This window comes from Niveispirillum sp. (assembly GCF_017996735.1).
Lineage (GTDB): Bacteria > Pseudomonadota > Alphaproteobacteria > Azospirillales > Azospirillaceae > Niveispirillum.
The window spans coordinates 1-20,787 of record NZ_JAGOGJ010000113.1 but is presented as its reverse complement, the minus strand read 5'-3'; the positions used below and the strand labels follow the sequence as shown (position 1 = coordinate 20,787).

The following is a 20,787-nucleotide window of genomic DNA, read 5'->3' as shown; positions in this document are numbered from 1 at the left end:
ATTATTTTAGAAACTTTGTTACGCGAATTTTTTTTTCAACAGGCCCCGCGCCTCTTCGATAATGGTTTCCTGATGCGGTTGCAGATCTTGCCCGCCGAAGCCGGAGACATATTCGTCTAAGGGATCGGTGACCTTTGTGCGGATGCCGGACAAGGTTTCCATCACCGCCAGGCCGCAATAGGGTGCCAGGGCACGCGAATAGCCGCCTTCATGCACCATGGCGATGCGCCCCTGACAGACATCATCGGCACAGTGCATCAGCTGCCTGGTGAGGGTCGCATAAGCACTGCTGTGCAGCATGAGCCGCGCCAGTGGATCAAGACCGCAGGCATCGAAGCCGGAACAGACAACGATAAGTTGCGGCCGGTAGGCGCGCAGCGCCGGAATGACGACACGTTCAAAGGCGGCTTCATAGGCGCCTCGACCCGACCCCGGAGGCAGTGGCACATTGATGTTGTAGCCTTCGCCCCGCCCCGCGCCATTGGCCGACATCGCACCGGACCCAATCGGGAACAGGTTGTTCTGATGCAGCGAGATGGTCAGGACTGCAGGGTCTTCATAAAAAATCTCTTCCGATCCGTTGCCATGATGCGCATCCCAGTCGACGATTGCGATACGATCGAGCTGGTACTTTTTCTGCATCTCGCGAATGGCGATCGGCGCGTTGGCGAAAACGCAAAACCCCATCGCCTCGTCCGGGCGGGCATGGTGGCCCGGCGGGCGGACCAGCGCATAACCGTTCCTGACCCGGCCGTCGAGAACCCTGTCCATGACGGAAATGGCGCCACCGGTCGAGATCCGCGCGATATCGAAACCCTCGTTACCGATGAATGTGTTCAGTCCGACCTCGCCGCCGCCGCTTCGGCTCTTTTCCTTGATCCTGTCGATGTAACTTTGCGGATGCACCCGCGCGATCTGCGCAATTTCGGCAGGCTCGGGCTGGATAAGCTCAAGCTTGCCCAGCAGCCCGCTGACCTCCAGCAAGTTGCGAATGCGGCGCTTGGTTTCCGGCTCTTCGGCATGCCGGTCGGGCTGGACCTGAAGCCCGGTCGGAACGAAGGAACTTACATTCCCGGCGTCGTGCCACATACAAAGCTCGTGATAGACCAGACCGGTCGCCATTTTGATGCCCATGTCATTCTTGCTGAGGAAGGAGTGTAATGGAATTGGTGGCCGGTCGTTATGATCAGAGTCTCGCAACCTTGGTGCGGGCGTCTCAATTCGCGGCCCGACGGGTCAGCTTCGTCGGCCGATCCCGTTTTTAACCTCAGTCGGGCTGACGCCAAAGGCAGCTCTGAAGGATTTCGAGAAATGCACATGGTCGGGGAAACCGACGCGATAGGCGACTTCGCTGATGCTACAGGCCGATCCTTCCGAAGAGCTGAGCAATTCATAGGAATGCGCCAGGCGCATGTCCCGAAGCGTTGAGCCAAAGGTCAGGTTGTAGCCATTGAAGACCCTGTGCAGATGCGACACCGACACCCCGATGTCTTCCGCCGCGCTGCGCGCCGAAAGTTCCGTGTTCATGTAATGCCGCTCGATATGGCCGATGAGCCGCAGCAAAAGACCTTCACTGCCCGTCGACCCAGGAGCCCTGATGTGGATCCGTTCGGCTCGCAGCAGCAGCAGGATGGTATCGATCACTTGGCGGCGAAGATCCTGGCAAAGAACTTCCCTGGCGGCGGACGGGACAGCGCCGATCGAGCTGATTACAGCAGCCGCCATGGGAAAGAGTGCCGCGGCACTTTCAAAAGCCTTCGCACAATGTAAATGCGCTAACCGGTACCGCTCCAGGATATCGCTAATCGGCAGATGCACAGTAAAAGCACGGCTCGGACTCAAACACGACAATTCGTAAGGCTCGCCAGAGCGCAGCATAACATAATGTCCGGCCTTTAGGGTTCCACAGCGCGCCAGCTGATTAAAAAACATCTCGCCGTCTGTGACAAAGACGAAGACGAAATACTCGGTACTGTCGCGGGCGATGTTGGGCCGTGTGCGAAAACCGCGTGCGGTGGTGCTACGAAATTTGGAAATGTTGACGTCCGAAAGTTTAACGACTTCGATCTTAGCATCCAGTTCAACGCCTGAATCTTCTATAATATCAATGGAATAGTAGGCAGCCGACATCGAGCTTTGCCATTCTTCGAGCCGGGAATGTTTCGAAAACTCACATGTCTGATATACGAGATCTGGCGCTATCAGTAGCTGGTCCATCCAAACCTCTTTCTAAGGTCAGGCGCTCTTCACGTTAAGCGACAATTCCGTACCTAGGTCATGCAGACAAATGGCCAAGCCAGAGGCGGATCGACGTTGTGTCGAAGAAGCACAAGAAGCTCTCGGCTGTCTTGTCGTAACGGGTAGCCACGCGGCGGGCGCTCTTCAGCTTGTTGAGGCAGCGCTCGATAAGAGTCCGCAGCCGGTAGAGGGTGCGGTCCACCGCCACGCGCAGCTTGCGGGACCTGCGCATTGGGATAACCGGCACGACGTTGCGCGCCTCAATGGCTTTGCTAACCTTAGAAAAGCGATAGCTATGATCAGCCCACCATGTCAATCCCCTTTTGCCAATACGGCCTAAGTTAACGGGGAAAGGTGGAAGCTCGTCCCACCCACAAGTTCTGCAACAATGCCGTTTCATAGTGTCTATTTTGGACCTATCGGTGTGCTCTGGCTTTGTCGCAAGGACGCATCATGACCCCAAGGTCCAGCGTCTTTTGCTTTTTGTAGATGGATAATCATAGAATTAGCCGCACGCGTTCGGTCGCCCTTTACCAGGCTTTCTAGTATTTCCAAATGCTCCATGCACGAGTCCCTGAGCCGGCCAGCATGCAAGAGGGAATTGTATTCAAGCAGGCGTCGGAGTTTATTTTGCTGCTGCATTGCTTGAATCACGTAGCGATTCTGACTGCAGTTCGCAAGGAAGAGATGAAAATCGGCATCCAGTCGGAATAGTTCGGCTGAATTCCAGTTTTCCGGTTCGGCGCTGAGGATACTGCGGTGCCTGTATTCCTGAAATTCGGCGCCGGGGCCATCGAGCTCAAATGATTGGCTAATCATTCCCGATGGCTCTATGATCATTCGAAAATCATAACTTTCGTCATGAGCATCTTGCGAGTTGAGGGTTGGTTCAAACTGCCAACCATAACCCGGCAATCGTGAAATGATTCCCTCATCGGACAGAGAATTGAGAATCCGCTGCGCCGTCAGGCGGCCCAGCGAATAGCGTTTGCGTATTTCGCCTTCCGACATTTCCTTGGGCACGGCGCCCTCGAACCAGTCGCGGGCGATTGCCTCCTTGATGATCTCGTCATCGGTCTTGGGCAGCCGATCGAGAAAGGCCAGAAAGTCGTCATGGGCCGCCCTCACAAAGAAGCCGCGGTTGGCCTCCTTGTCGACGAGCCCCTCACTGAAAAGAAGGCCAAGCGCAGCCCGCACCGGAGACCGGGAAACATTGAGCGTCGCCGACAATTCCGTCTCGCGCAGGTGCTGGCCGGACTGGAGCCCGCCGCTGATGATATTCTCGGCGATCTGGCGGGCCAGTTGCAGCTGGAGGTCACTTGCAGAATGCTTCATCGTATCGGTCATCTGGCAGCCTGTCGCATCTCGCCGGACCCTTGCCGCACCGTCAAGGCATTTCGAAAGGCTGTGGGTCGTTGAAACGGCGCAGCACGTTTTCGGTCATGCGGGCGATATCGTTGTCATAGCGGTTCCAGGCAACGGCGCCGGCCCAGGCGATCGAACCGGTCGAAAAGACCGCACCGCCGCCCGCGGTCTCGAAGAAGGTAAGGTCCGACCGGATGATTTCGGCCTGCGTGCCCGTCCAGTCCGGCGTCGGGTCAAGAAGGTCTTCGGGCACCATCAGATAGATGTCGGTGTGGCGGACCGAGGAGCCAAGGACGACGGCATGATCCGGCGTTCCCTGACCGGCATCCGCCCGGTCGACCTCAAGCCCTGCCGCGCCCCCGCCGGCAAGGCCATAGTCGCCGATGACGGTTCCGTCGATCCCGTCGAAGATGAAGGCGGTGCGGGCTGTCCGGCTGTCGGGATTGATGACGTAGGGCTCGGAGATGTCGAAGCCCTGCGAGGTCATCCCGACGCCGCAGAGGTGGTTCGGCGGATGGCCGTTGCGGCGCCACAACCCGCCGTATTCGCCGGTGAAACCGTGGAAGAACTGGCCGTGACCGGGTTCCCAGGGCCGCACACCCGCCTCGGAGCGGCGGCATTCCATGAGGCCCGGCATGTCTTCGTTGAAGCTGACGACCCAGTAAAAGCCGTTCCCGCCCAGATACATCAGCCGCCCGCCGCGGTCGGTAAAGGCCTGGACCGCTTCGATCATGTTGCGGGTGTAGTATTCCGGATGGGTGCCGGTCAGGATGACGTTGTAGCGACTGAGCAGGCGCAGCCCGTCGGCATGGATGTCTTCGTCGGTGATCACGTCGAAGTCCTGCCCGATATGGTCAAGCCAGCCCAGGATGTGGGTGTCGGCGTTGAACTGCCAGATGTTCGAGCCATAGCCCCCGAGGTAGGATTTCACCTTGGGCTGCAGATCGACCAGGGGCCGCAGGCGCGAGGTGTGGAAGACGCCCGTGCCATCATTGTGCACTTCGTAATGCGAAAAGCCGATCTCGGGATGCGCCTGCAGGAACATGTGGTGGCGATCAAGCTCGACCGCGCGGCCCATGCCGATCTCGGTGCCAGGAACGTCCAGCCCAAGGCGGTGGTTGCCATAGGCGAGGTAGCTGCAGGTCGGGAAAAGAAAGGCGACGGTGTTGGCCGAGGCGCGATCCCGCGGCGGGCGGACCACGAAGACGCAGTAATAGGCGGCATCCTCGTCGCCGTCGGGCACAAGGCGCACCGCATAGACGCCGCTCTTCAGGTCGTCGGGCACGGTCAGCGTGAAATCGGCGCTCCAGCCGGCATCATGCAGGTCGGTGCTATGGAAGTGGATCGCCGAATAAAGTTCGGGTCGCTTCTTCCAGTCCAGCTCCTGGCCCTGCCACAGCCATCCCGTCATCGCCCGCTTGGGTGCGTTCCGCGTCTTGCCGTCCAACCGGAAGGGGCCGACATCACGGATGCTTTGCGTCATCATCCGTTCCGAGAAATCCCAGGCGGCCAAAAGGTCACTGCGCCGGCGCAGCGCCTGGACATCCGCAAGGATCGTCACAAGGCGCTCGACGGCGATCGGCTGAAGAAAGATCGCAGGCCGGTCGATCTTGCCGTCGAAAAAGCCGGTCAGCTCGCCCTCGGTGTCGCGGGTCGCGGCGATGATGCATTCTTCGGCGGCGGGCCCGGCCTGAACCGCCTGTGCCGTGACGATCCTTGGCCTGGCCGCGGGCGCCGCGGTGCCGGGCGCGGCCAGACTGGACAGGACAAGCTCCCGCGAGGCCGCATCATAGGCAAGGCTCACGATCTGCCACTGCCAGACCGTCAGCGGGGCAGCGCTTCGCACTTCGGCCTGACCAAGGCGGCCGACCAGATGCCCCCCGGCGTCAATGCCCAAGCTGGCAAAGCCGGGCAGGGCGATCACAAGGCGCTCCTTGCCGGTTGTCAGCGTCGGCTGAATCACCGCCGCCAGCGTGAAACTGCCAAGGCCTTTCAGCGCCTCATGGCCCGGAATGATCACCGCCGAGCCGGGCTTGAACGCCTTGGCGACGGCGTGACGTTCGCCCCCCAGATCAAGGGCGATGGCTTCGTCCTTGTAGCCGGGGCCTTCGGGATTGGTATCGCCCTGGATGATCCGGCGCAGGTCGGCGTGATAGGTCCTGGCGCCGAAGGACGAGGCCATGACCGTCAGCGCCTCACCGGGGGCGACGGTCAGTTTGTCGGTATAAGCTACGATCGGAAGCATGGTCGTCTCATCACGAAAGGGTGGACAGTTGATGGTCGAGGTCCTGCCCGGTTAGGTCTCGCCAGCGCCTTTTGAAGATGTCGCGCTCGGCATCCAGAAGGTTGTCGTAGTAGACCCCCGCGACGGCTTCGACCCTGCCGCCCCGGGCGGCGGGCAACCGCCCAAGTTGCCAGCGGGAATAGCGCTCGACGACGATCAGCACGTATTTGAAGGTCCAGTCCGGCCCGCGCATGCGGTTCAGGACCCTCTGCAGGCAGGGGCTGTGGTATCCGATCGGGGCCGCCAGAAACTCGCGGGCATAGGGAAGATCGGCTTCGGTGATCTGATAGCGGGCCATCGTATCCTCGGAGAAAATGGCGGGATATCGGCGCGATATCCCGCCAGGCAGGGAGCAGCGGATCAGTTCGTCTTGACGCGGTCCCAAGCCCGCGTATAGACCCTGAGCGCCTTTCCGAGGTCTTCGAAGATCTGAAGCTTGGCGCGCGTTTCGGGCGGCGGGTTGATCGAGGGGTTGTTCTTCAGCTCAACCGGAAGCAGTTCGATGGCCTTCAGGTTCACCGAACCATTCGTCAGGCGCTCGGTGTTCATGGCCGAAACGTCGGGACGCATCATGAATTCAAGGAACTTCAGGGCGTTGTCCCGGTTGGGCGCGCTGGCAAGCAGGCAGATGTCCTCCTGGTACATCGTGGCGCCCTCTTGCGGGACGACGAAGCCCAGCAGGTCGGGGTTCTGGTTCACGTTGAGGACGGCGCCGACATAGTAATGCGCGGCCGCCATATCGCCCGAGGTGACGAGCGGGATCACGTCATAGGCAAAGGCCCCGATATTCGGCTTTTGCGCCAGGATGAACTCTTCGGCCTTGGCAATCTCGTCGGGGTTCGCGGAATTGACCGATGCCCCCGTCATGATCAGGCCGACGCCAAGGGTTTCCCGCAGATCGTCAAGCATGGCGATCTTGCCCGGATTGGCCGCCCCGTAGTCGAAGAACTGCTGCCAAGAGGTCAGCTCGGGAATCGCGGTCTTGTTGTAGAGGATGCCGACCGCACCCCAGGCATAGGGCAAGCAATAGTCGGCCGCCGGGTCTTCCTTCGAGCGCAGGGCGCCGGGGTCGATGTTCTCGAAGCCGGGCATCTTGTTGACCCCGGTTTCCTGCAGCAGGCCCAGCTTTTGCATTGTGTCATGCATGTGAACCGACGGCCAGATCAGGTCATAGCCCGTTGCCCCGGCCTGGATGCGCGCCAGCATTTCCTCGTTGGTCGAATAGGTGTCGAGCGTCACGGCGACGTTGAACTCCTTGCCGAATTTGTCGATGACATCGGGGCTGATGTAGTCACCCCAGTTGTAAAGGCTCAGCGATCCTTCGGCCGCCGCCGGGGTCGCCAGACCTGCGGAAACGGCGATTGCCATCAGACAGGGGCTAACGTTCTGCACATTCTTCATTTTGCACTCCGCTGTTGGTTTTGGTTTGACGTCAGGATTTTCGGCTTCGCAGGTAGAGGCCGATTGCGGCCACGGTGAAGGTGAAGGACAAAAGCAGGATCGCCAGCGCATTGATCTGCGGCCGCAACCCGCGGCGCATCATTGCCAGGATGAAGAGGGGCAGCGTTTGCGAGCCGACGCCGGCGATGAAGTAGGTGATGACCACGTCGTCGAGCGAGATGATGAATGCCAGCAGGAACCCGCCAACAACGCCCGGCATGATCTGTGGCAAGGTCACCCTGCGGAAGGTGGTCAACGGCCCGGCGCCAAGATCGGCCGAGGCCCGCTCGAGGCTCATGTCCATCCCGGCAAGGCGGGCGCTGACCACGACGAAGACATAGCTTGAAAGGAAGGTCGTGTGGCCGATGATGACGGTCAGCAGGCTCAACTCAAAGCCGGCGCCGACAAAGAAGATCAGCAGCGCGATCCCAAGGACGATGTCCGGAACGATCATCGGCAGGACAAGCAGCGCCTGATAGACCTTCTTGCCGACGAAGTCATAGCGCCGGATCGCGATTGCCGTCGCCGTCCCGATGACGGTCGAGATGGTGCTGGCGGAAAGGGCGACGATGGCGCTGTTGCGGACCACCTCGAAGATCCGGTCGGGCGACTCGGTAAAGGCCGCGTCGAAGCTGCCCGCCGTGCCGGCCCCGAAGAAGATGGTCTTGTACCAGTCAAAGGTGAACTCGGTCCAAACCGCCATGTTGATGGGGTTCGCATTGAAGGAATAGACAAAGATGAGCGCAAGCGGCAGGTAGAGAAAGATCAGGAAGACAAGGCCATAGGCCTGAAACAGCCTCCACCAGCCCTTTGATGACATGATCCTTTCGAACATCAACGGGTCCCCTGTCCTTCTGACTTTGACTGACGGCTAAACTGGAGGGAAAAGAGAACCACGACGAAGGCCATGATCAGCAGCGCCAGCGCCGCTCCGAACGGCCAGTCGCGCGACTGCAGGAACGAGCGTTCGATGAGGTTCCCCGTCATCTGCACCTTGGAGCCGCCCAGGAGCGAAGGCACGATGAAGTTTCCAAGCGCCGGAATGAAGACGATCACCGAGCCGCCGATGATTCCCGGTGCCGTCAGCGGCAATATGATCCGCCATAACGTCTGCACATTGGTCGCGCCAAGATCGCGCGAGGCCCTGACGAGTGAATAGTCCAGCTTTTCCACGTTTGCGTAGATCGGCAGGAACATGAACGGCGTCAGAACATAGACCATGCCGACGATCACCGAGAAATTCGTGAACAGCAGGTCAAGCGGCTCGATGATCAGGCCGGTCGATTCTAGCAGGGTGCTCAGAAACCCGGTTGGCCGCAGCAGCAGCAACCAAGCATAGATGCGCACCAGCATGTTTGCAAAGAACGGCAGCGCGACCAGAAAAAGGACCAAGCTCTTTCTTGGCCCTTTCATGCTGGCAACCCAGAAGGCCGCCGGATAGGACAGTAGCAATGTGCCCGCGACCGTCATGAGCGCAATCTGAAGCGAATTCAGGAAGATCTTCAGATAGATGGGGTCGAAGACCTCGTAGTCGTTCAACGGCCAGCCGATCAGGCGGCCGTAGTTGTAGGGATACCAGTTCCATTCGACCCCACCGTAAAGGCCGGGTTCAAGGAAGCTGTAGACGACCATGATGCCCAGGGGGATCAGGAAGAACACGCCCAGCAGGATGGTCAGCGGGGCAAGAAGAAGGATCAGCGTCCTTCGGTTGCGGCTTGCGGTCGCGCCCGTTTCTGCCATCTCAGGCACCCTTGCATTCGATGACATGCGCGGCTTCGGGCGTGTAATAGAGCGTGACATCGGCGCCCGGCCCATAGGCGGCTTCCGTTGACCCCTTGTTATGGCGGTGCCGCACGACGGCGGTCCGGCCAAGGCCCACGTCGACGTGCAGATGCATCTCCGAGCCGACAAAGACCGATTGCGTGACCGTCCCCTTGATGGCCCTGTCGCGCGCCTCGCCGCTCAGCTTCAGGTGTTCGGGCCGCAGGACGGCGCAGGCGTCATCGCCGACGCCGAAGCGATCGGAGGCCACGGCCAGCTCGCGCCCGTTCGCGGTCTTCAGCGTCAGGGTCCGCCCCTCCTTGGCGATCACCTTTCCCTTGAAGATGTTGCTGGTTCCGACAAAGTTCGCGACAAACTCGTTTTGCGGCTCGTCATAGATCTCTTTGGGCGAGGCGAGCTGCTGCACCTTTCCTGAGGCCAAGACTGCGACGCGATCCGACATCGAAAGCGCCTCTTCCTGATCGTGCGTGACGAAGATGAAGGTGATGCCGACGCTATGTTGCAACGACTTCAACTCGATCTGCATGGACTCGCGCATCTTGCGGTCAAGCGCGGAGAGCGGCTCGTCCAGCAAAAGGACCTTCGGCTTCAGGACCAGAGACCGCGCCACCGCGACGCGCTGCTGCTGGCCACCCGAGAGCTGGTTAGGCATCCGGGCACCAAAGCCTGCCAGGCCAACCTGCTCCAGCGCTTCTCCGACACGGCGAGTACGTTCCTTGCGTTCGACATGTGCAACGTCAAGCCCGTATGCGACGTTGCGCTCAACGGTGAGGTGCGGAAAAAGCGCGTAATTCTGAAACACCGTGTTGAATGGGCGCCTGTGCGCGGGGATCCGGGTGAGACTTTGCCCAGTGAGGGTTATGTCTCCGTGATCAAGGTCTTCAAAGCCCGCAATACACTTGAGCAGCGTGGTCTTTCCGCAGCCCGAAGGCCCGAGCAGGCTGATGAACTCGTTGCTGCGGATATGCAGGGTGACATCGTCGAGCGCACGAATACTTCCGCCCTCGGGCGTCCGGTACATCTTTGTTGCAGATCTGATCTGCAGAAAACCGTCCACAGGCGAGTCCTCCAGGTCGTTTTCATCTTGCTTTGTGTATTTAACAGTACTCAAAATACATAATCAACAACTTTGGTGAGACATGCCGCCAAAGGCGACGAAAGGACTGAAACAATGACCAAGAAACGCGCACGCGCCCTGGGACTTCGCTTTCGCGGAACGCCCGGCCCCCGGAATTCGCTGGTCGATGTGCCTGGACTGCGCGTGGGGCAGTCCCAGGTCCTTAGCGAAAACGAATCAGCCGGGGCGCAAATTCGCACCGGGGTCACGGCGATCCTGCCGCGTGGCTTTGACCGAACCCCAAGCCCGGTTCTGGCCGGCTATTTCTCGCTGAACGGCAACGGCGAGATGACCGGCAGCCACTGGATCCGCGACTCGGGCAGGTTCCTTGGCCCGATCTGCCTGACCAACAGCCATAGCGTGGGCATCGCCCACCATACCGCGGTCAGGTGGATGATCTCGCACTATGCCGGCGTCTTCGAGGCCGAACATGTCTGGGCCATGCCGGTGGTGGCGGAAACCTATTACGGTGTCCTGAACGAGACATCAACGGCCAGCAGGTGACTGAGGAACATGTCCTCTCGGCCATACTCGGCGCGACCTCCGACTGGGCCGAAGAAGGCAACACGGGCGGCGGAACCGGCATTATCTGCTACGAATTCAAGGGCGGAACCGGCACCTCGTCGCGCCGCATCAGGATCAGTGACAAGACCTTTACCATCGGCGTCCTGGTTCAGGCCAATCACGGCCTGCGCGACTGGCTGACCATTTGCGGCGAGGCGGTTGGCCTGTAGATGCAGGAGGACCGGCTGATCGAGCACGAGACCGGCTCGATCATCGTGATCATCGCCACCGACCTTCCGATGCGTCCTGACCTGTTGTCGCGGCTGGCGCGGCGGGCCGGGCTTGGCATCGGTCGCGCCGGAACGCCTGGCGGCAACAATTCCGGCGACATCTTTCTGGCCTTCAGCACCGCGAACGAACTGCCGACGCCGGGGCTTGGACCGGACTTTTCGCAGATGACGCATATCAACGACGATCTGCTGGACACGGCCTATCTGGCCACGGTCGATGCAACCGATGAGGCCGTGATCAATGCCATGATCGCCGCCGAGGATACGCCGACGTTCAAGCCGAAAGGGCGGGTTTGCCGGGCGATTGACACCGCCCGACTGGTCGATTTGTTGCGCGCCGCCGGCAAATGCGATCAGCCGATCGGCTGATCAGGCCGGCTGCGCCCGGAAGTGGTAGGACTTGAGCCGCGTCAGATGGTCAAAGGCATGGGCCGACAGGGAACACCCGCGGCCCGTGTCCTTGACCCCCGTCCAGGCCAGGCCCGGGTCAAGATAGTCGCAGCGATTGGCAAAGCAGGTGCCCGTTTCCAGACGCAAGGCGATGGCTTCGGCGGCGGGAAGGTCGGCTGTCCAGATCGAGGCCGTCAGCCCATAGTCGCTGTCATTCATCATGGCGATTGCCTCGTCGTCACCGTCAACTGCCATGATGCCAACGACGGGACCAAAACTTTCCTCGGTCATCACCCGCATGTCATGGGTGACGTCGACAAGAACCTGCGGCGCGAGATAGGGCGTGCCCGCCCTGTCGGCCGGGAAGAGGCCCGGGTCGATCAGCGCGCGCGCCCCCTGTTCGCAGGCTTCGGCAATCTGTGCGCGCACGAATTCCGCGGCCCGGGTGCTGGCGACCGGTCCAAGCGTGACGTCCGCCGCCGTCGGATTTCCAAGCACATAGGCCTCGGTCAGCGTGACGAACTTTTCGACGAACTGCGGGTAGATGTCCTTGTGAACATAGATCCGTTCGATCCCGCAGCATGACTGGCCAGAGTTGAAGAACGCGCCGTCGACCAGGTTTTCGGCGGCCCAGTCGACATTCGCATCGGCCCGGACGTAAGCGGGGTCCTTCCCGCCAAGCTCTAGGTCGATGCCGGTGAAATGTGCCGCATTGATCGTTTGCAGGTGGCGGCCGACCGAAACAGAACCGGTGAAAACGATATGATCGTGCAGCCCCTCGCCAATCAGGGCGGTCGTGTCATCATTGGTGGTCATGCAAAGCTGAAATACCCCGTCCGGCAATCCCGCAGCCGCGAAGGCCTCGGCAAAACGCTCGCCGCAGACCAGCGTCTGTGCCGAGTGCTTGAGGACGACCACGTTGCCAGCCACGAGCGCCGGAAAAATTGCGTTGGTCGCCGTCAAATAGGGGTAGTTCCATGGTGCGATGACAAAGACCGTGCCCAGCGGCTCCTTGCGGATCGTGCGCAGGAACAAACCGTTTTGCGGCAGGATATCCTCTTCCAGAGCCTGAGGCGCGATCGCCAGCATATGTCGCGCGCGCTCTTCAAGGCCACGAACCTCTCCGCCGCATTGCGACACAGGCCGCCCCATCTGCCAGGCGATTTCTGTGGCAATCTGGGACTTTGCCGCGACCAGATGGTCGACAGCCTTCTCCAAAAGCGCGCGGCGCTCGGCAAGCGGCGTCGCGGCCCAAGCGCCGCGCGCCCCCTTCGCGCGCGCAAAGATCGCGCGCGCCTCGGCCAGCGAGATCGCGGCGCGCTCGGCATAGATTTTCCCGTCAACCGGGGAAACGCAGGTAATCTTCATGGCGATCCAGTTCCCCCCGGTCAGAGAATTTCGAAGTAACGCTTCAGTTCCCAATCCGTCACCGCACGCGTGAATTGACGGGCCTCAAACAGGCGGGATCCGGCAAAGTGCTGGGTAAAGGCCGGGCCGAAAAGGTCAGCCGCGGCCTTTGAACCGCCAAAGATCTCCGCTGCCGCTTCAAGGTTCGGCGGCAGTTGCCGCGCGATCGGGATCTGCCGCTCATAAGCATTTCCCGTCGAAATCTCGTCGGGCTCGATTTCCTGCTCGATCCCCAAGAGACCGGAGCCAATCGCCGCGGCCATCGAAAGATAGGGGTTCACGTCGGAGCCCGGCACGCGATATTCGAGCCGGTGGGAGTTCTCGGAGCCGGGGATCACCCGGACAGCGACAGTGCGGTTGTCGACCCCCCACGTCGCCGCAGTTGGCGCCCAGAAACCCGGGGTCAGCCTGGCAAAGCTGTTGACGTTCGGCGCAATCAGGGCGGCGAATTCGCGCAGATAGGCAAGCTGGCCGCCAATGAAATGGCGCATGGTCTTGCTCATCGAATAGGTGGCGCTTGGATCGTAGAAGCAGGGCTTGCCGTTCAGCGTCCACAGTGACAGATGAGTGTGCCCGCTTTGCCCGGAGAGGGCGGCGTTCCACTTGGCCATGAACGTCGCCATCAAGCCGCGCTTCTGAGCCAAAATCTTCATGAAGGCCTTGAAGACTGACGAATTGTCGGCCATCGCCAGCGCGTCATCCACGGCAATTGCCGTCTCGAGAACGCCAGGTCCGGTTTCGGCATGCAGGCCTTCAAGCTTGATTCCGATCGACCCGAAGGTGTCCAGGATGTCCTGATACAGATCCTCATGCACCAGCGATCGCAGCGCCGAATAGCTGAAGCTGCCCTGCGATAAGGTACGAAGGTTCTGGAAGTTTTTCTCGTGAAGACCGTTCGACGTCTCCTCGAACATGAAGAACTCGAATTCCATGGCCGCCTTGACGGCAAAGCCCATGTCCGAGGCGCGGGCCAGGACCCGGCGCAGTACGCCGCGCGGACAGATCGCTTCGGCAGAGCCGGCAAATTCACTCAGGAAGAAGACCGTCTCGTTGTCGAAGGGCAGGATCATCCCGCTTTCGGGGAGGATCCGCAGGTTGGCGTCAGGAAAGCCCGAATGCCAGCCAGTGTAGGCAGCGTTGTTGTAAAGGTTGTCGGCGACATCCCATCCCAGCACGGCGTTACAGAAGCCGTAGCCACTGCGAAGCGCCGAGAGGAACTTTTCCCGACCGATGAACTTGCCGCGGAAGACCCCGTCGATATCGAAGAATCCAACCTTCACATGCGAGGGCGCGCGCTCGGTAATAAAGGCGTGGGCGTCCTCCGCCGACGTCAGGTTCAGCTTCTGACCTGTCATGCTTTCATCTCGTGCTTTGTTTGGGGTTACGACGTGTGGGCGTCAAGCAAGGCCGCGGCAATCAGGTCCGCCCAGCCAGCAATTTCGGATTCGCTGCGCAGCAAATCGTTTCGCACCTCAATCATGCTGTAGGGTATGCTGCGGACCTCGGCTTGGACCCGAATTGTGTGATCCACCGCGTGCAGGGGAGAGTAGGGTTCGTTGTCACCGACAACAAAGTCGGTCCTTTCCCTAAACCAGCTGATCAGTCGTTTCGACAAGGCTGGTTGCTGGTTGTAAATGAACCCAATGTGCCACGGACGCGCGATGCTGCGGACACTCTTGTTAAAGCTGTGAACCGCGATGAAGGCGAAGCGTTCGGCGCTCTGCTGGCGTCGCTCGATGGTGCCGGTCAACGCATCGTGGAAGGGGCGATAGATCTCGCGCTCTCTTGCGGCTCTATCAGCGTCGGTCAGGCCAAGGTTGCCCGTCACGCAGCTGCCATCGGCGTCGGTGACAAACGCGCCGGGGTGGCCGACCGTTCGGTTGCAGTCATTAACCAATCTGGAATAGCGCTGCAGGATCGCGGGGCTGTCCGTCCGAAGTGCCAGCAGCTCGGTCAGGCGGCGTGCCCCGATATCCCAGGCGATGTGGCGCGCCAGTTCGGTTGCATCAAGGCCCATGGTCCCCAGCCGCGTTGGAATTCGGTTGCTGGCGTGTTCGCAGCCGAAGACGAAGGGTCCGGTCCCCTTTGGGTTCAACCATTCAACGGCCTGCGGCTCGTCTGCGGCGAGAACGGCGGTCGTGCGCAAGGCACGATTCGCTGCACGGTCCGAAACTGCGGGTTTAGAGGCCGACATCGGCAAAGACTTCGTCAACGGTTTCCTCAAGAATGTCGAAGATCTGGTCGATCTCTGCCTCGGTGATGATGAAGGGCGGGCCCAGGACGATTGCCTGCCCGAGCGGCCGGCAGATCAGGCCTTTCTTAAGTGCCTTGTTGGCGATCCGTTCCGAGATTTGCAGATGGCCCGGCAGCGGTTGCTTGGTCTTCTTGTCCGCGACGATTTCCACCGCGCCCATCAGGCCGACACCGCGGGCTTCGCCGGCATATTTGTGCTCGCCCAGCTTCTTCAGCCGCGCCATGAAGCGTCCGCTGACCTTGTTGACATTGCCAAGCAGGCCCTCGTCTTCGATCACCGCCAGCGATTTCAGGGCAACCGCGCTGCCAAGCGGATTGCCGCCGGCGGTGAAGCCGTGCGGGAACTCCTCGGCTTCTTCGGACACTTTCATCAGCGCGTCGCAGAAGGCCTTGCCCAGGATGACCGCGCCCATCGGGAAGTAGCCGGCCGTGATGCATTTCGACGCGACGATGATGTCCGGCTGCATGTCATACTTCACGCTGCCCCACATCTCGCCGGTGCGGCCGAACCCGCAGATCACCTCGTCGGCGATGAAGGGGATGTTGTATTTGCGCAGGATCGGGCGGATCGCCTCGAAATAGCCTTCGGCAGGCACGATCACGCCACCGGCGCCCTGCACCGGTTCGGCGAACATGCCGGCGATCGTGTCGGGGCCTTCCTTGAGGATAAGCTCTTCAAGATTGCGCGCCAGGCGGGCCGAAAACTCCAGCTCGGTTTCGCCTTCAAGCCCGAAGCGCCAGTAATGCGGGCAGTCGGCATGCAGAAAGCCCGGCAGCGGCAGCCCGAATTCGGCGTTGTAGGCCTTGCCGGTCATCGAGGCCGTCGCGACGGTGACGCCGTGATAGGCGTTCACGCGGGTGATGATCTTGCGGCGCTGCGGCTGGCCATTCCGGCGATGCAGCATCCACAGCATCTTGACGACGGTATCATTCGCCTCCGAGCCCGAGTTGGTGTAGTAGACCTTGCCTGCGTCGAAAGGCGACAGCTCGATCAGCTTCTCGGACAGGGCGACGGTGGTGTCGGCGACGCGACCGAAGAAGGCGTGGTAGCCGGGGAACTTCCGCGCCTGGGCGCAGAGAGCGTCGATGATGCCTTGATGGTTGAACCCGGCCACGTTGTTCCAGAGGCCCGAGTTGGCATCGATGTAGCTCTTGCCGTGCACATCGAAGACCCGGATGCCGTCCCCATGCGTCAAGATCACCGGACCTTCGGCATTCAGCGTACCCAAGTCAGTGAAGCCGTGGAAAACGGCCTGCATGTCTCTCTGTTCCCAAGAATTGCTCACATTGGTGTCCATAGCGGTTCTCCCTTTGTTGTATTTACAGTTACCAGAAAAACAATTCTGGGTAAAGAGGTTTCTGCCGCGATACGGTGCATCGGGAAGACGAGGTGCCGCGCCCGCGTTCTGCTGGAGGTATGGAGTGCCCCGGCGCCACGAAAAGGATGAGTGCGCGATCCCTGCGGCGGCTTACGATCGTCGGGGCGAAAAAGTTCGCCATCAAGCGGCACATCTTGCAACAGCACGGTCAGGCATTTGGTTGTAAGCGGTGCGAGAACCCCGTCAGGCTTTCAGCTTGACAGCTTCTGGAAAGCCCAAGGCATAAGGTCGTCGATGCGCGATGCGCGATGCGCGATGCGGGGTGGCCTTTGGCGATGGCAGTCAGGGTTTCGCGCAGGTAAGCGTATGGGTCGACGGCGTTCAGTTTGCAGGTTTCGATCAATGAGGCCATGCGGGCCCAGGTGCGTCCGCCCTCGTCATGACCGGCGAACAGTGCGTTTTTGCGATTATGCAGAACTCAGCATAACCGCAATTATGCGCACCATGTGATTATGCGCAGCCCGCCGAGGGAAGCGCCTGCAAGGCTGACGCGCCAGCGATTTTCGGCACGACGAACTGCGCATAATTCAAAGGTTCTGAAGAAACCGCATCAGCTGGTCCGGGGGCCGATACCGGCCGGGGCTCGCTCCGACCGGTTGCAGCCGGTTGAGAGTGCGCTTCTTCATTGAGAGATCGGCCTCGAGGTACATATGCGTTGTGGCGGGGCTCTCGTGGCCCAGCCATAGGGCGATCACGGTGATGTCGACGCCGGACTGCAGCAGATGCATCGCCGTAGTGTGGCGGATTGTATGCGGCGATATCGAGCGTCGTGCGAGTTGGGGATGACGCTCCGCGGCGACCGAGACAGCCAGGTCGAGGCGTTGGGTGACGTTCGATCGCGCCATCCTTTCTCCGCCCCGGCTTGGGAACAGGAAATTGTCATCCCCGGCGTTTTCCAGCTGGCGCTTCCAGCCCCGGATCAGCGACGCGGTTGATCGCCAGAGCGGCATGCTTCGTTCCTTGCGCCCCTTGCCGTGCAGATGCGCGGTCGTCGTGCCATCGATGATGACGTCGCCGACGCGCAGGCCGATGGCCTCCGACACGCGTGCGCCGGTGTTGTACATTAGACTGAAAAGCGCTCGATCGCGCTGTCCCGCCCAGGTTCGAGGATCCGGCGCTTCGAGGATCGCCTGCATCTCCTGGCGCGACAGAAACCCAAGTACCGGCCGGTCAAACCGCTTCATCGGGATGGCCAGCGCCTGCTCGATCACAGGGAGTGCTGTCAGGTCGTAATGGGCGGCATACTTCAGGAAGGATCGGAGCGCCGCCAAACGGGCGTTTCGGCTGCGGGCGCCGTTGTTGCGTTCCTTCTCCAGATGATCGAGGAAGTCGAGGATCAATCGGGCGTCAAGATCGACCAACGCCAATGCGGTCGGGGCCTTGCCGATACTGGCCTCAGCGAAGCTGAGCAGCAGTCGGAACGTGTCGCGGTAGGCGGCGATGGTGCGCGGGCTGACGGCTCGCTGATGGCCCAGGTGCTCAACGAAGAAGCGCTGAAGCAAGGTGGGAAAAGTCGGCGTCGTGATCGGATCAGCCATGGTGACCCTCTCCGGTGATGGCCGCGAAGTGCTCGAAGCGCGCGCCGGCGATCGCCATCAGATCTGGAACGCCGGTCAGATACCAGTAAGTGTCTGACACCTTGGCGTGGCCAACATAGGTTGAAAGCGCGGCCATGGCATTGCCGATATCGGCGCCGCGCTCATGCCAAAGCTGGACGCGACGGCAGATGAAGGTGTGGCGCAGATCGTGAATGCGCGCCTGGGCATGGGCGCCACGCGCCGTCCAGCCGAGGTCGCCTCGCAGCCGCTGGAACACCCCATGAATGGTTCGCTTCGACAACAACCCTCCCGATGACGACAGGAACAGCAGCGCATTCCGGTCGGTAGTGCCGTGACGTGACCGCACCGCCAGATAGCGGTTCAACGCCGCCGCCACGGTCGGATGCACTGGCACGTGTCTGGATTTGCGAAACTTGGTGTTCCGGACCGTAAGGACGCCCTGTTCGAGATCGACATCGCCGCATCGCAGGTGGAGCGCTTCCGAAAGCCGCAGGCCGGCGGCGGCGATCAACCCGAAGATCATCTCGTAGGTCGCTGGTCGCAATCCACCGTGCGGGGCAAGGCGCCGGGCGGCAGCGAGGAGATCGCGGATCTCCTGCTCCGAGTAGATGTGCGGCGCCAGGCGGCGATGCGAGCGGCCAAAGATTGCGGTCTGCGGGAACTCGGTCGCCGGATCAAGCCGGGCCAAATACCGTGCGAATGGACGAAGGACGTCCAGGCGGCGCGCCCAGGAAAACGGCTTGGCGTGCCTGGCATGACCCTGCACCCAATCCAGGGTGATGCGGGTCGTCAGCGGGCCGGTATGGCCCACCGCGTCGACGAAGCGGGCGAAAGCGGTGATCTGGGTGCCGGGAATGCGCAGGTCGAACCCCAAGGCACGGCGCTCGGTCAGGTAATCCTCGGCCAGCGAGAGCATAGCGCGGGCCTCGGTCATGACGCGCTCTCCGGCCAGGGCAAGGCCACCGCCGCGAGCTTGGTCAGATCGACCTTGGCATAGATTGCCGACGTGTCGAGGCTGCGGTGCCGCAGGACGTCGGCAATATCCTTCATCGGCGCGCCGGTGCGTAGAAGCCGGCTGGCCACGCTGTGCCGCAGAATATGGACTCCTGTGCGGGTCCATCCGCATCTTCGATAGCCCGCCAGAACCGCGCGCTTGACGACGCCCTTCTCGATCGGCTCGTCGTACGGGGCGACGTGGCGGACAAATATGGCTCGGTTCGAGGTCTGGGGCCGCTCCTCGCGCAGATAGCCGGCGATCGTGCTACCGGTCGCCGCAGGCAAGGGCAGGACATCGGCGCGCCTCCCCTTGGTTCCGGTCAGGCTGATCGTCCCGTCGGCCCAGTCGATGTCTTCGAGGCGCAGGCCGACGACCTCGCTGCATCGCAGGCCGAGATCGATCAGACACCGGGTCATCGCATAGGCTCGCCGGCGCGACGGAAAGGGCTGATCGAATGATCGGAGCAGTTCGTCGATCTCAGTGTCGGTGAGAACCTCCGGCAGGGATGCCAATCGCCAGTGAGCCGCCCGTGGAATGCCGGCCGCCAGTTCGCTGACCCGGTCGCCGGACAGGGTGCGGAACCGAAAATAGCAGCCGATGGCGCCGCCGATCACACCGATGGAGCCAGCGCTACGCCCATCCTGGCCGAGAACGAAGCGCCGCACAGAGGCGGTGCTGATCTTCGAAATCGTGATTGGTTGGTCGCCGAAATGGGCAAGCAGAAACGCGCCGGCGATCCGACTGCGCTGACAGCGGGTATTGTCCGCCAGGCCCCAGTCATCACGCATGTGGGCGTCAAAGCGCGCCAACTCTTGCGCAACGGCCGTTTCCGAGGCGGGATCCAGTGCTCCCACGCCATCGGCCCGTAACACTTCCAGCAACTGGGCGAGTGCGGCTCGCAGCTCGTGGCGCAAGCGCCGGACCGGATAGGGACAACTGCACGCTGGCATATGCTCTGCCAGGAAGCGCGCGACCAAGGCCTCGCCGATCGCGCTCAGGCCGCATCGTTCCCCGGTCAGCCAATGGGCGAAGTGCGCAACGCAGCACAAATAGACACGCTGGGTGCTCGGGGCATACCGCCCACGGCGCAGGTGCGCGCCAAATCGCGAAACGTACGGCTGAATAACGCTGTCCTCCAGCCACATGCGGGGCTGCGAATGGACGACGATCACCTTGGACATGTTGACCTCCTGTCGGGCAGAACGAACCCAAGAGGAGATCAGGATTATGCGCAGTTCGTCGTGCCGAAAATCGCTGGCGAGTCAGCCTTGCAGGTGCTTCGCTCGGCGGGCTGCGCATAATCACATGGTGCGCATAATTTTGATTATGCAGAACTCAGCATAACCGCAAAACTGCCTTCTTTGCGGCAATGCCCGGAGGGGCCGCGGACATGACATTATTTGGCCAGCAAGCAGGGGCGAATCTCCGTCAGCTTTCGCTTGTCCATGTGACGCGCCTTTTGGTCTGCAGCGCCTCTACATTGCCATCGACCGCGATCCGGCGGGGCGACGCGCGGCGGAGAGATTGACCATCAGAGCCACCGAGGCCGGGATTGCCGTTCGGGTGCTTGAACCAAGGCTCGGGGATTTCAACGACGATCTCAGGGCCGACGGACTGCAAGCACTGCGCCAGAATCTGGCTGATCAGATCGGTCTCGAGGATCGCGAGCGCCTGGAGCGTTGAGGCAACTCGTCAAGCGCAAGGGGAAGTCTCACGACAGTGGGGCAGGGGGCATCTCCCTGTCCCGGGTCTGGATCTTCATCTTTTGCCTCTCTCATGGGC

Annotated in this window: 19 protein-coding genes and 3 pseudogenes; 4 read left to right on the top strand and 18 right to left on the bottom strand. The window is 61.1% G+C overall.

The window, feature by feature from the left end; all coding sequences use genetic code 11:
• Positions 1 to 18 precede the first annotated feature (18 nt).
• The 10 genes from KBA48_RS25310 to KBA48_RS25265 all read right to left on the bottom strand — a co-directional run bounded on the left by KBA48_RS25310 (position 19) and on the right by KBA48_RS25265 (position 10,166).
• Positions 19 to 1,134, bottom strand: coding sequence for a class II histone deacetylase (locus KBA48_RS25310; protein ID WP_292911474.1), 1,116 nt, complete (start codon positions 1,132 to 1,134; stop codon positions 19 to 21).
• A 102-nt stretch (positions 1,135 to 1,236) separates the two neighbouring features.
• Positions 1,237 to 2,217 (bottom strand): helix-turn-helix domain-containing protein, encoded by a 981-nt coding sequence (locus KBA48_RS25305; RefSeq protein ID WP_261497850.1) that lies wholly within the window; start codon positions 2,215 to 2,217, stop codon positions 1,237 to 1,239.
• Between the two features lie 58 nt (positions 2,218 to 2,275).
• The gene (locus KBA48_RS25300) at positions 2,276 to 2,638 is read right to left on the bottom strand and encodes a transposase (RefSeq protein WP_292911473.1); all 363 of its coding nucleotides are present in this window, start codon (positions 2,636 to 2,638) and stop codon (positions 2,276 to 2,278) included.
• A 5-nt stretch (positions 2,639 to 2,643) separates the two neighbouring features.
• A complete protein-coding gene (locus tag KBA48_RS25295; protein ID WP_261497851.1) occupies positions 2,644 to 3,585 on the bottom strand; it encodes a GntR family transcriptional regulator in 942 nt (313 codons plus the stop codon).
• A gap of 40 nt (positions 3,586 to 3,625) precedes the next feature.
• Positions 3,626 to 5,848: a N,N-dimethylformamidase beta subunit family domain-containing protein gene (locus KBA48_RS25290; protein ID WP_261497853.1), complete on the bottom strand. Its 2,223-nt coding sequence runs from the start codon at positions 5,846 to 5,848 to the stop codon at positions 3,626 to 3,628.
• Between the two features lie 10 nt (positions 5,849 to 5,858).
• Positions 5,859 to 6,185, bottom strand: a complete 327-nt coding sequence (locus KBA48_RS25285) for a hypothetical protein (protein ID WP_261497854.1) — start codon at positions 6,183 to 6,185, stop codon at positions 5,859 to 5,861.
• Positions 6,186 to 6,247: 62 nt separating this feature from the next.
• Positions 6,248 to 7,288 (bottom strand): PotD/PotF family extracellular solute-binding protein, encoded by a 1,041-nt coding sequence (locus tag KBA48_RS25280; protein WP_261497855.1) that lies wholly within the window; start codon positions 7,286 to 7,288, stop codon positions 6,248 to 6,250.
• A 31-nt stretch (positions 7,289 to 7,319) separates the two neighbouring features.
• A complete protein-coding gene (locus KBA48_RS25275) occupies positions 7,320 to 8,162 on the bottom strand; it encodes an ABC transporter permease (protein WP_261497856.1) in 843 nt (280 codons plus the stop codon).
• Positions 8,162 to 9,067: an ABC transporter permease gene (locus KBA48_RS25270; protein WP_292911472.1), complete on the bottom strand. Its 906-nt coding sequence runs from the start codon at positions 9,065 to 9,067 to the stop codon at positions 8,162 to 8,164. Before KBA48_RS25270 ends, KBA48_RS25275 begins: the two co-directional genes overlap by 1 nt.
• A gap of 1 nt (position 9,068) precedes the next feature.
• A complete protein-coding gene (locus KBA48_RS25265; RefSeq protein ID WP_292911471.1) occupies positions 9,069 to 10,166 on the bottom strand; it encodes an ABC transporter ATP-binding protein in 1,098 nt (365 codons plus the stop codon).
• A 114-nt stretch (positions 10,167 to 10,280) separates the two neighbouring features.
• Here KBA48_RS25265 and KBA48_RS25260 point away from each other — a divergent pair, with 114 nt between their 5' ends.
• Together KBA48_RS25260 and KBA48_RS33090 are read left to right on the top strand one after the other, a co-directional pair.
• Positions 10,281 to 10,730, top strand: a complete 450-nt coding sequence (locus tag KBA48_RS25260) for a P1 family peptidase (protein WP_261497859.1) — start codon at positions 10,281 to 10,283, stop codon at positions 10,728 to 10,730.
• Positions 10,616 to 11,389 (top strand): annotated as a pseudogene (locus tag KBA48_RS33090) (P1 family peptidase). The gene KBA48_RS25260 and the pseudogene KBA48_RS33090 overlap by 115 nt, the downstream one beginning before the upstream one ends.
• Here KBA48_RS33090 and KBA48_RS25245 read toward each other — a convergent pair.
• The 8 genes and pseudogenes from KBA48_RS25245 to KBA48_RS25210 all read right to left on the bottom strand — a co-directional run bounded on the left by KBA48_RS25245 (position 11,390) and on the right by KBA48_RS25210 (position 20,186).
• Positions 11,390 to 12,778: an aldehyde dehydrogenase family protein gene (locus KBA48_RS25245; RefSeq protein ID WP_292911468.1), complete on the bottom strand. Its 1,389-nt coding sequence runs from the start codon at positions 12,776 to 12,778 to the stop codon at positions 11,390 to 11,392.
• A gap of 20 nt (positions 12,779 to 12,798) precedes the next feature.
• A complete protein-coding gene (locus KBA48_RS25240; RefSeq protein WP_261497861.1) occupies positions 12,799 to 14,172 on the bottom strand; it encodes a glutamine synthetase family protein in 1,374 nt (457 codons plus the stop codon).
• Positions 14,173 to 14,198: 26 nt separating this feature from the next.
• The gene (locus KBA48_RS25235; protein WP_261497862.1) at positions 14,199 to 14,963 is read right to left on the bottom strand and encodes an N-formylglutamate amidohydrolase; all 765 of its coding nucleotides are present in this window, start codon (positions 14,961 to 14,963) and stop codon (positions 14,199 to 14,201) included.
• Between the two features lie 34 nt (positions 14,964 to 14,997).
• Complete coding sequence (locus KBA48_RS25230) at positions 14,998 to 16,368, bottom strand: aminotransferase (RefSeq protein WP_261497863.1); 1,371 nt, start codon at positions 16,366 to 16,368, stop codon at positions 14,998 to 15,000.
• A 272-nt stretch (positions 16,369 to 16,640) separates the two neighbouring features.
• Positions 16,641 to 16,858, bottom strand: a pseudogene (locus tag KBA48_RS25225) (transposase domain-containing protein); the annotation flags it as partial.
• Positions 16,859 to 16,976: 118 nt separating this feature from the next.
• Positions 16,977 to 17,987 (bottom strand): site-specific integrase, encoded by a 1,011-nt coding sequence (locus KBA48_RS25220; protein ID WP_261497864.1) that lies wholly within the window; start codon positions 17,985 to 17,987, stop codon positions 16,977 to 16,979.
• Positions 17,980 to 18,942, bottom strand: a complete 963-nt coding sequence (locus tag KBA48_RS25215; protein ID WP_261497865.1) for a tyrosine-type recombinase/integrase — start codon at positions 18,940 to 18,942, stop codon at positions 17,980 to 17,982. The genes KBA48_RS25220 and KBA48_RS25215 overlap by 8 nt, the downstream gene beginning before the upstream one ends.
• Positions 18,939 to 20,186: a tyrosine-type recombinase/integrase gene (locus KBA48_RS25210; protein WP_261497866.1), complete on the bottom strand. Its 1,248-nt coding sequence runs from the start codon at positions 20,184 to 20,186 to the stop codon at positions 18,939 to 18,941. The genes KBA48_RS25215 and KBA48_RS25210 overlap by 4 nt, the downstream gene beginning before the upstream one ends.
• Positions 20,187 to 20,374: 188 nt before the next feature.
• Here KBA48_RS25210 and KBA48_RS33085 point away from each other — a divergent pair.
• Together KBA48_RS33085 and KBA48_RS25205 are read left to right on the top strand one after the other, a co-directional pair.
• Positions 20,375 to 20,422, top strand: a pseudogene (locus KBA48_RS33085) (hypothetical protein); the annotation flags it as partial.
• On the top strand, positions 20,401 to 20,688 hold the full coding sequence (locus KBA48_RS25205; protein WP_367273876.1) for a toprim domain-containing protein: 288 nt from the start codon (positions 20,401 to 20,403) through the stop codon (positions 20,686 to 20,688). The pseudogene KBA48_RS33085 and the gene KBA48_RS25205, both read left to right, overlap by 22 nt.
• The last annotated feature ends 99 nt before the right edge of the window (positions 20,689 to 20,787 follow it).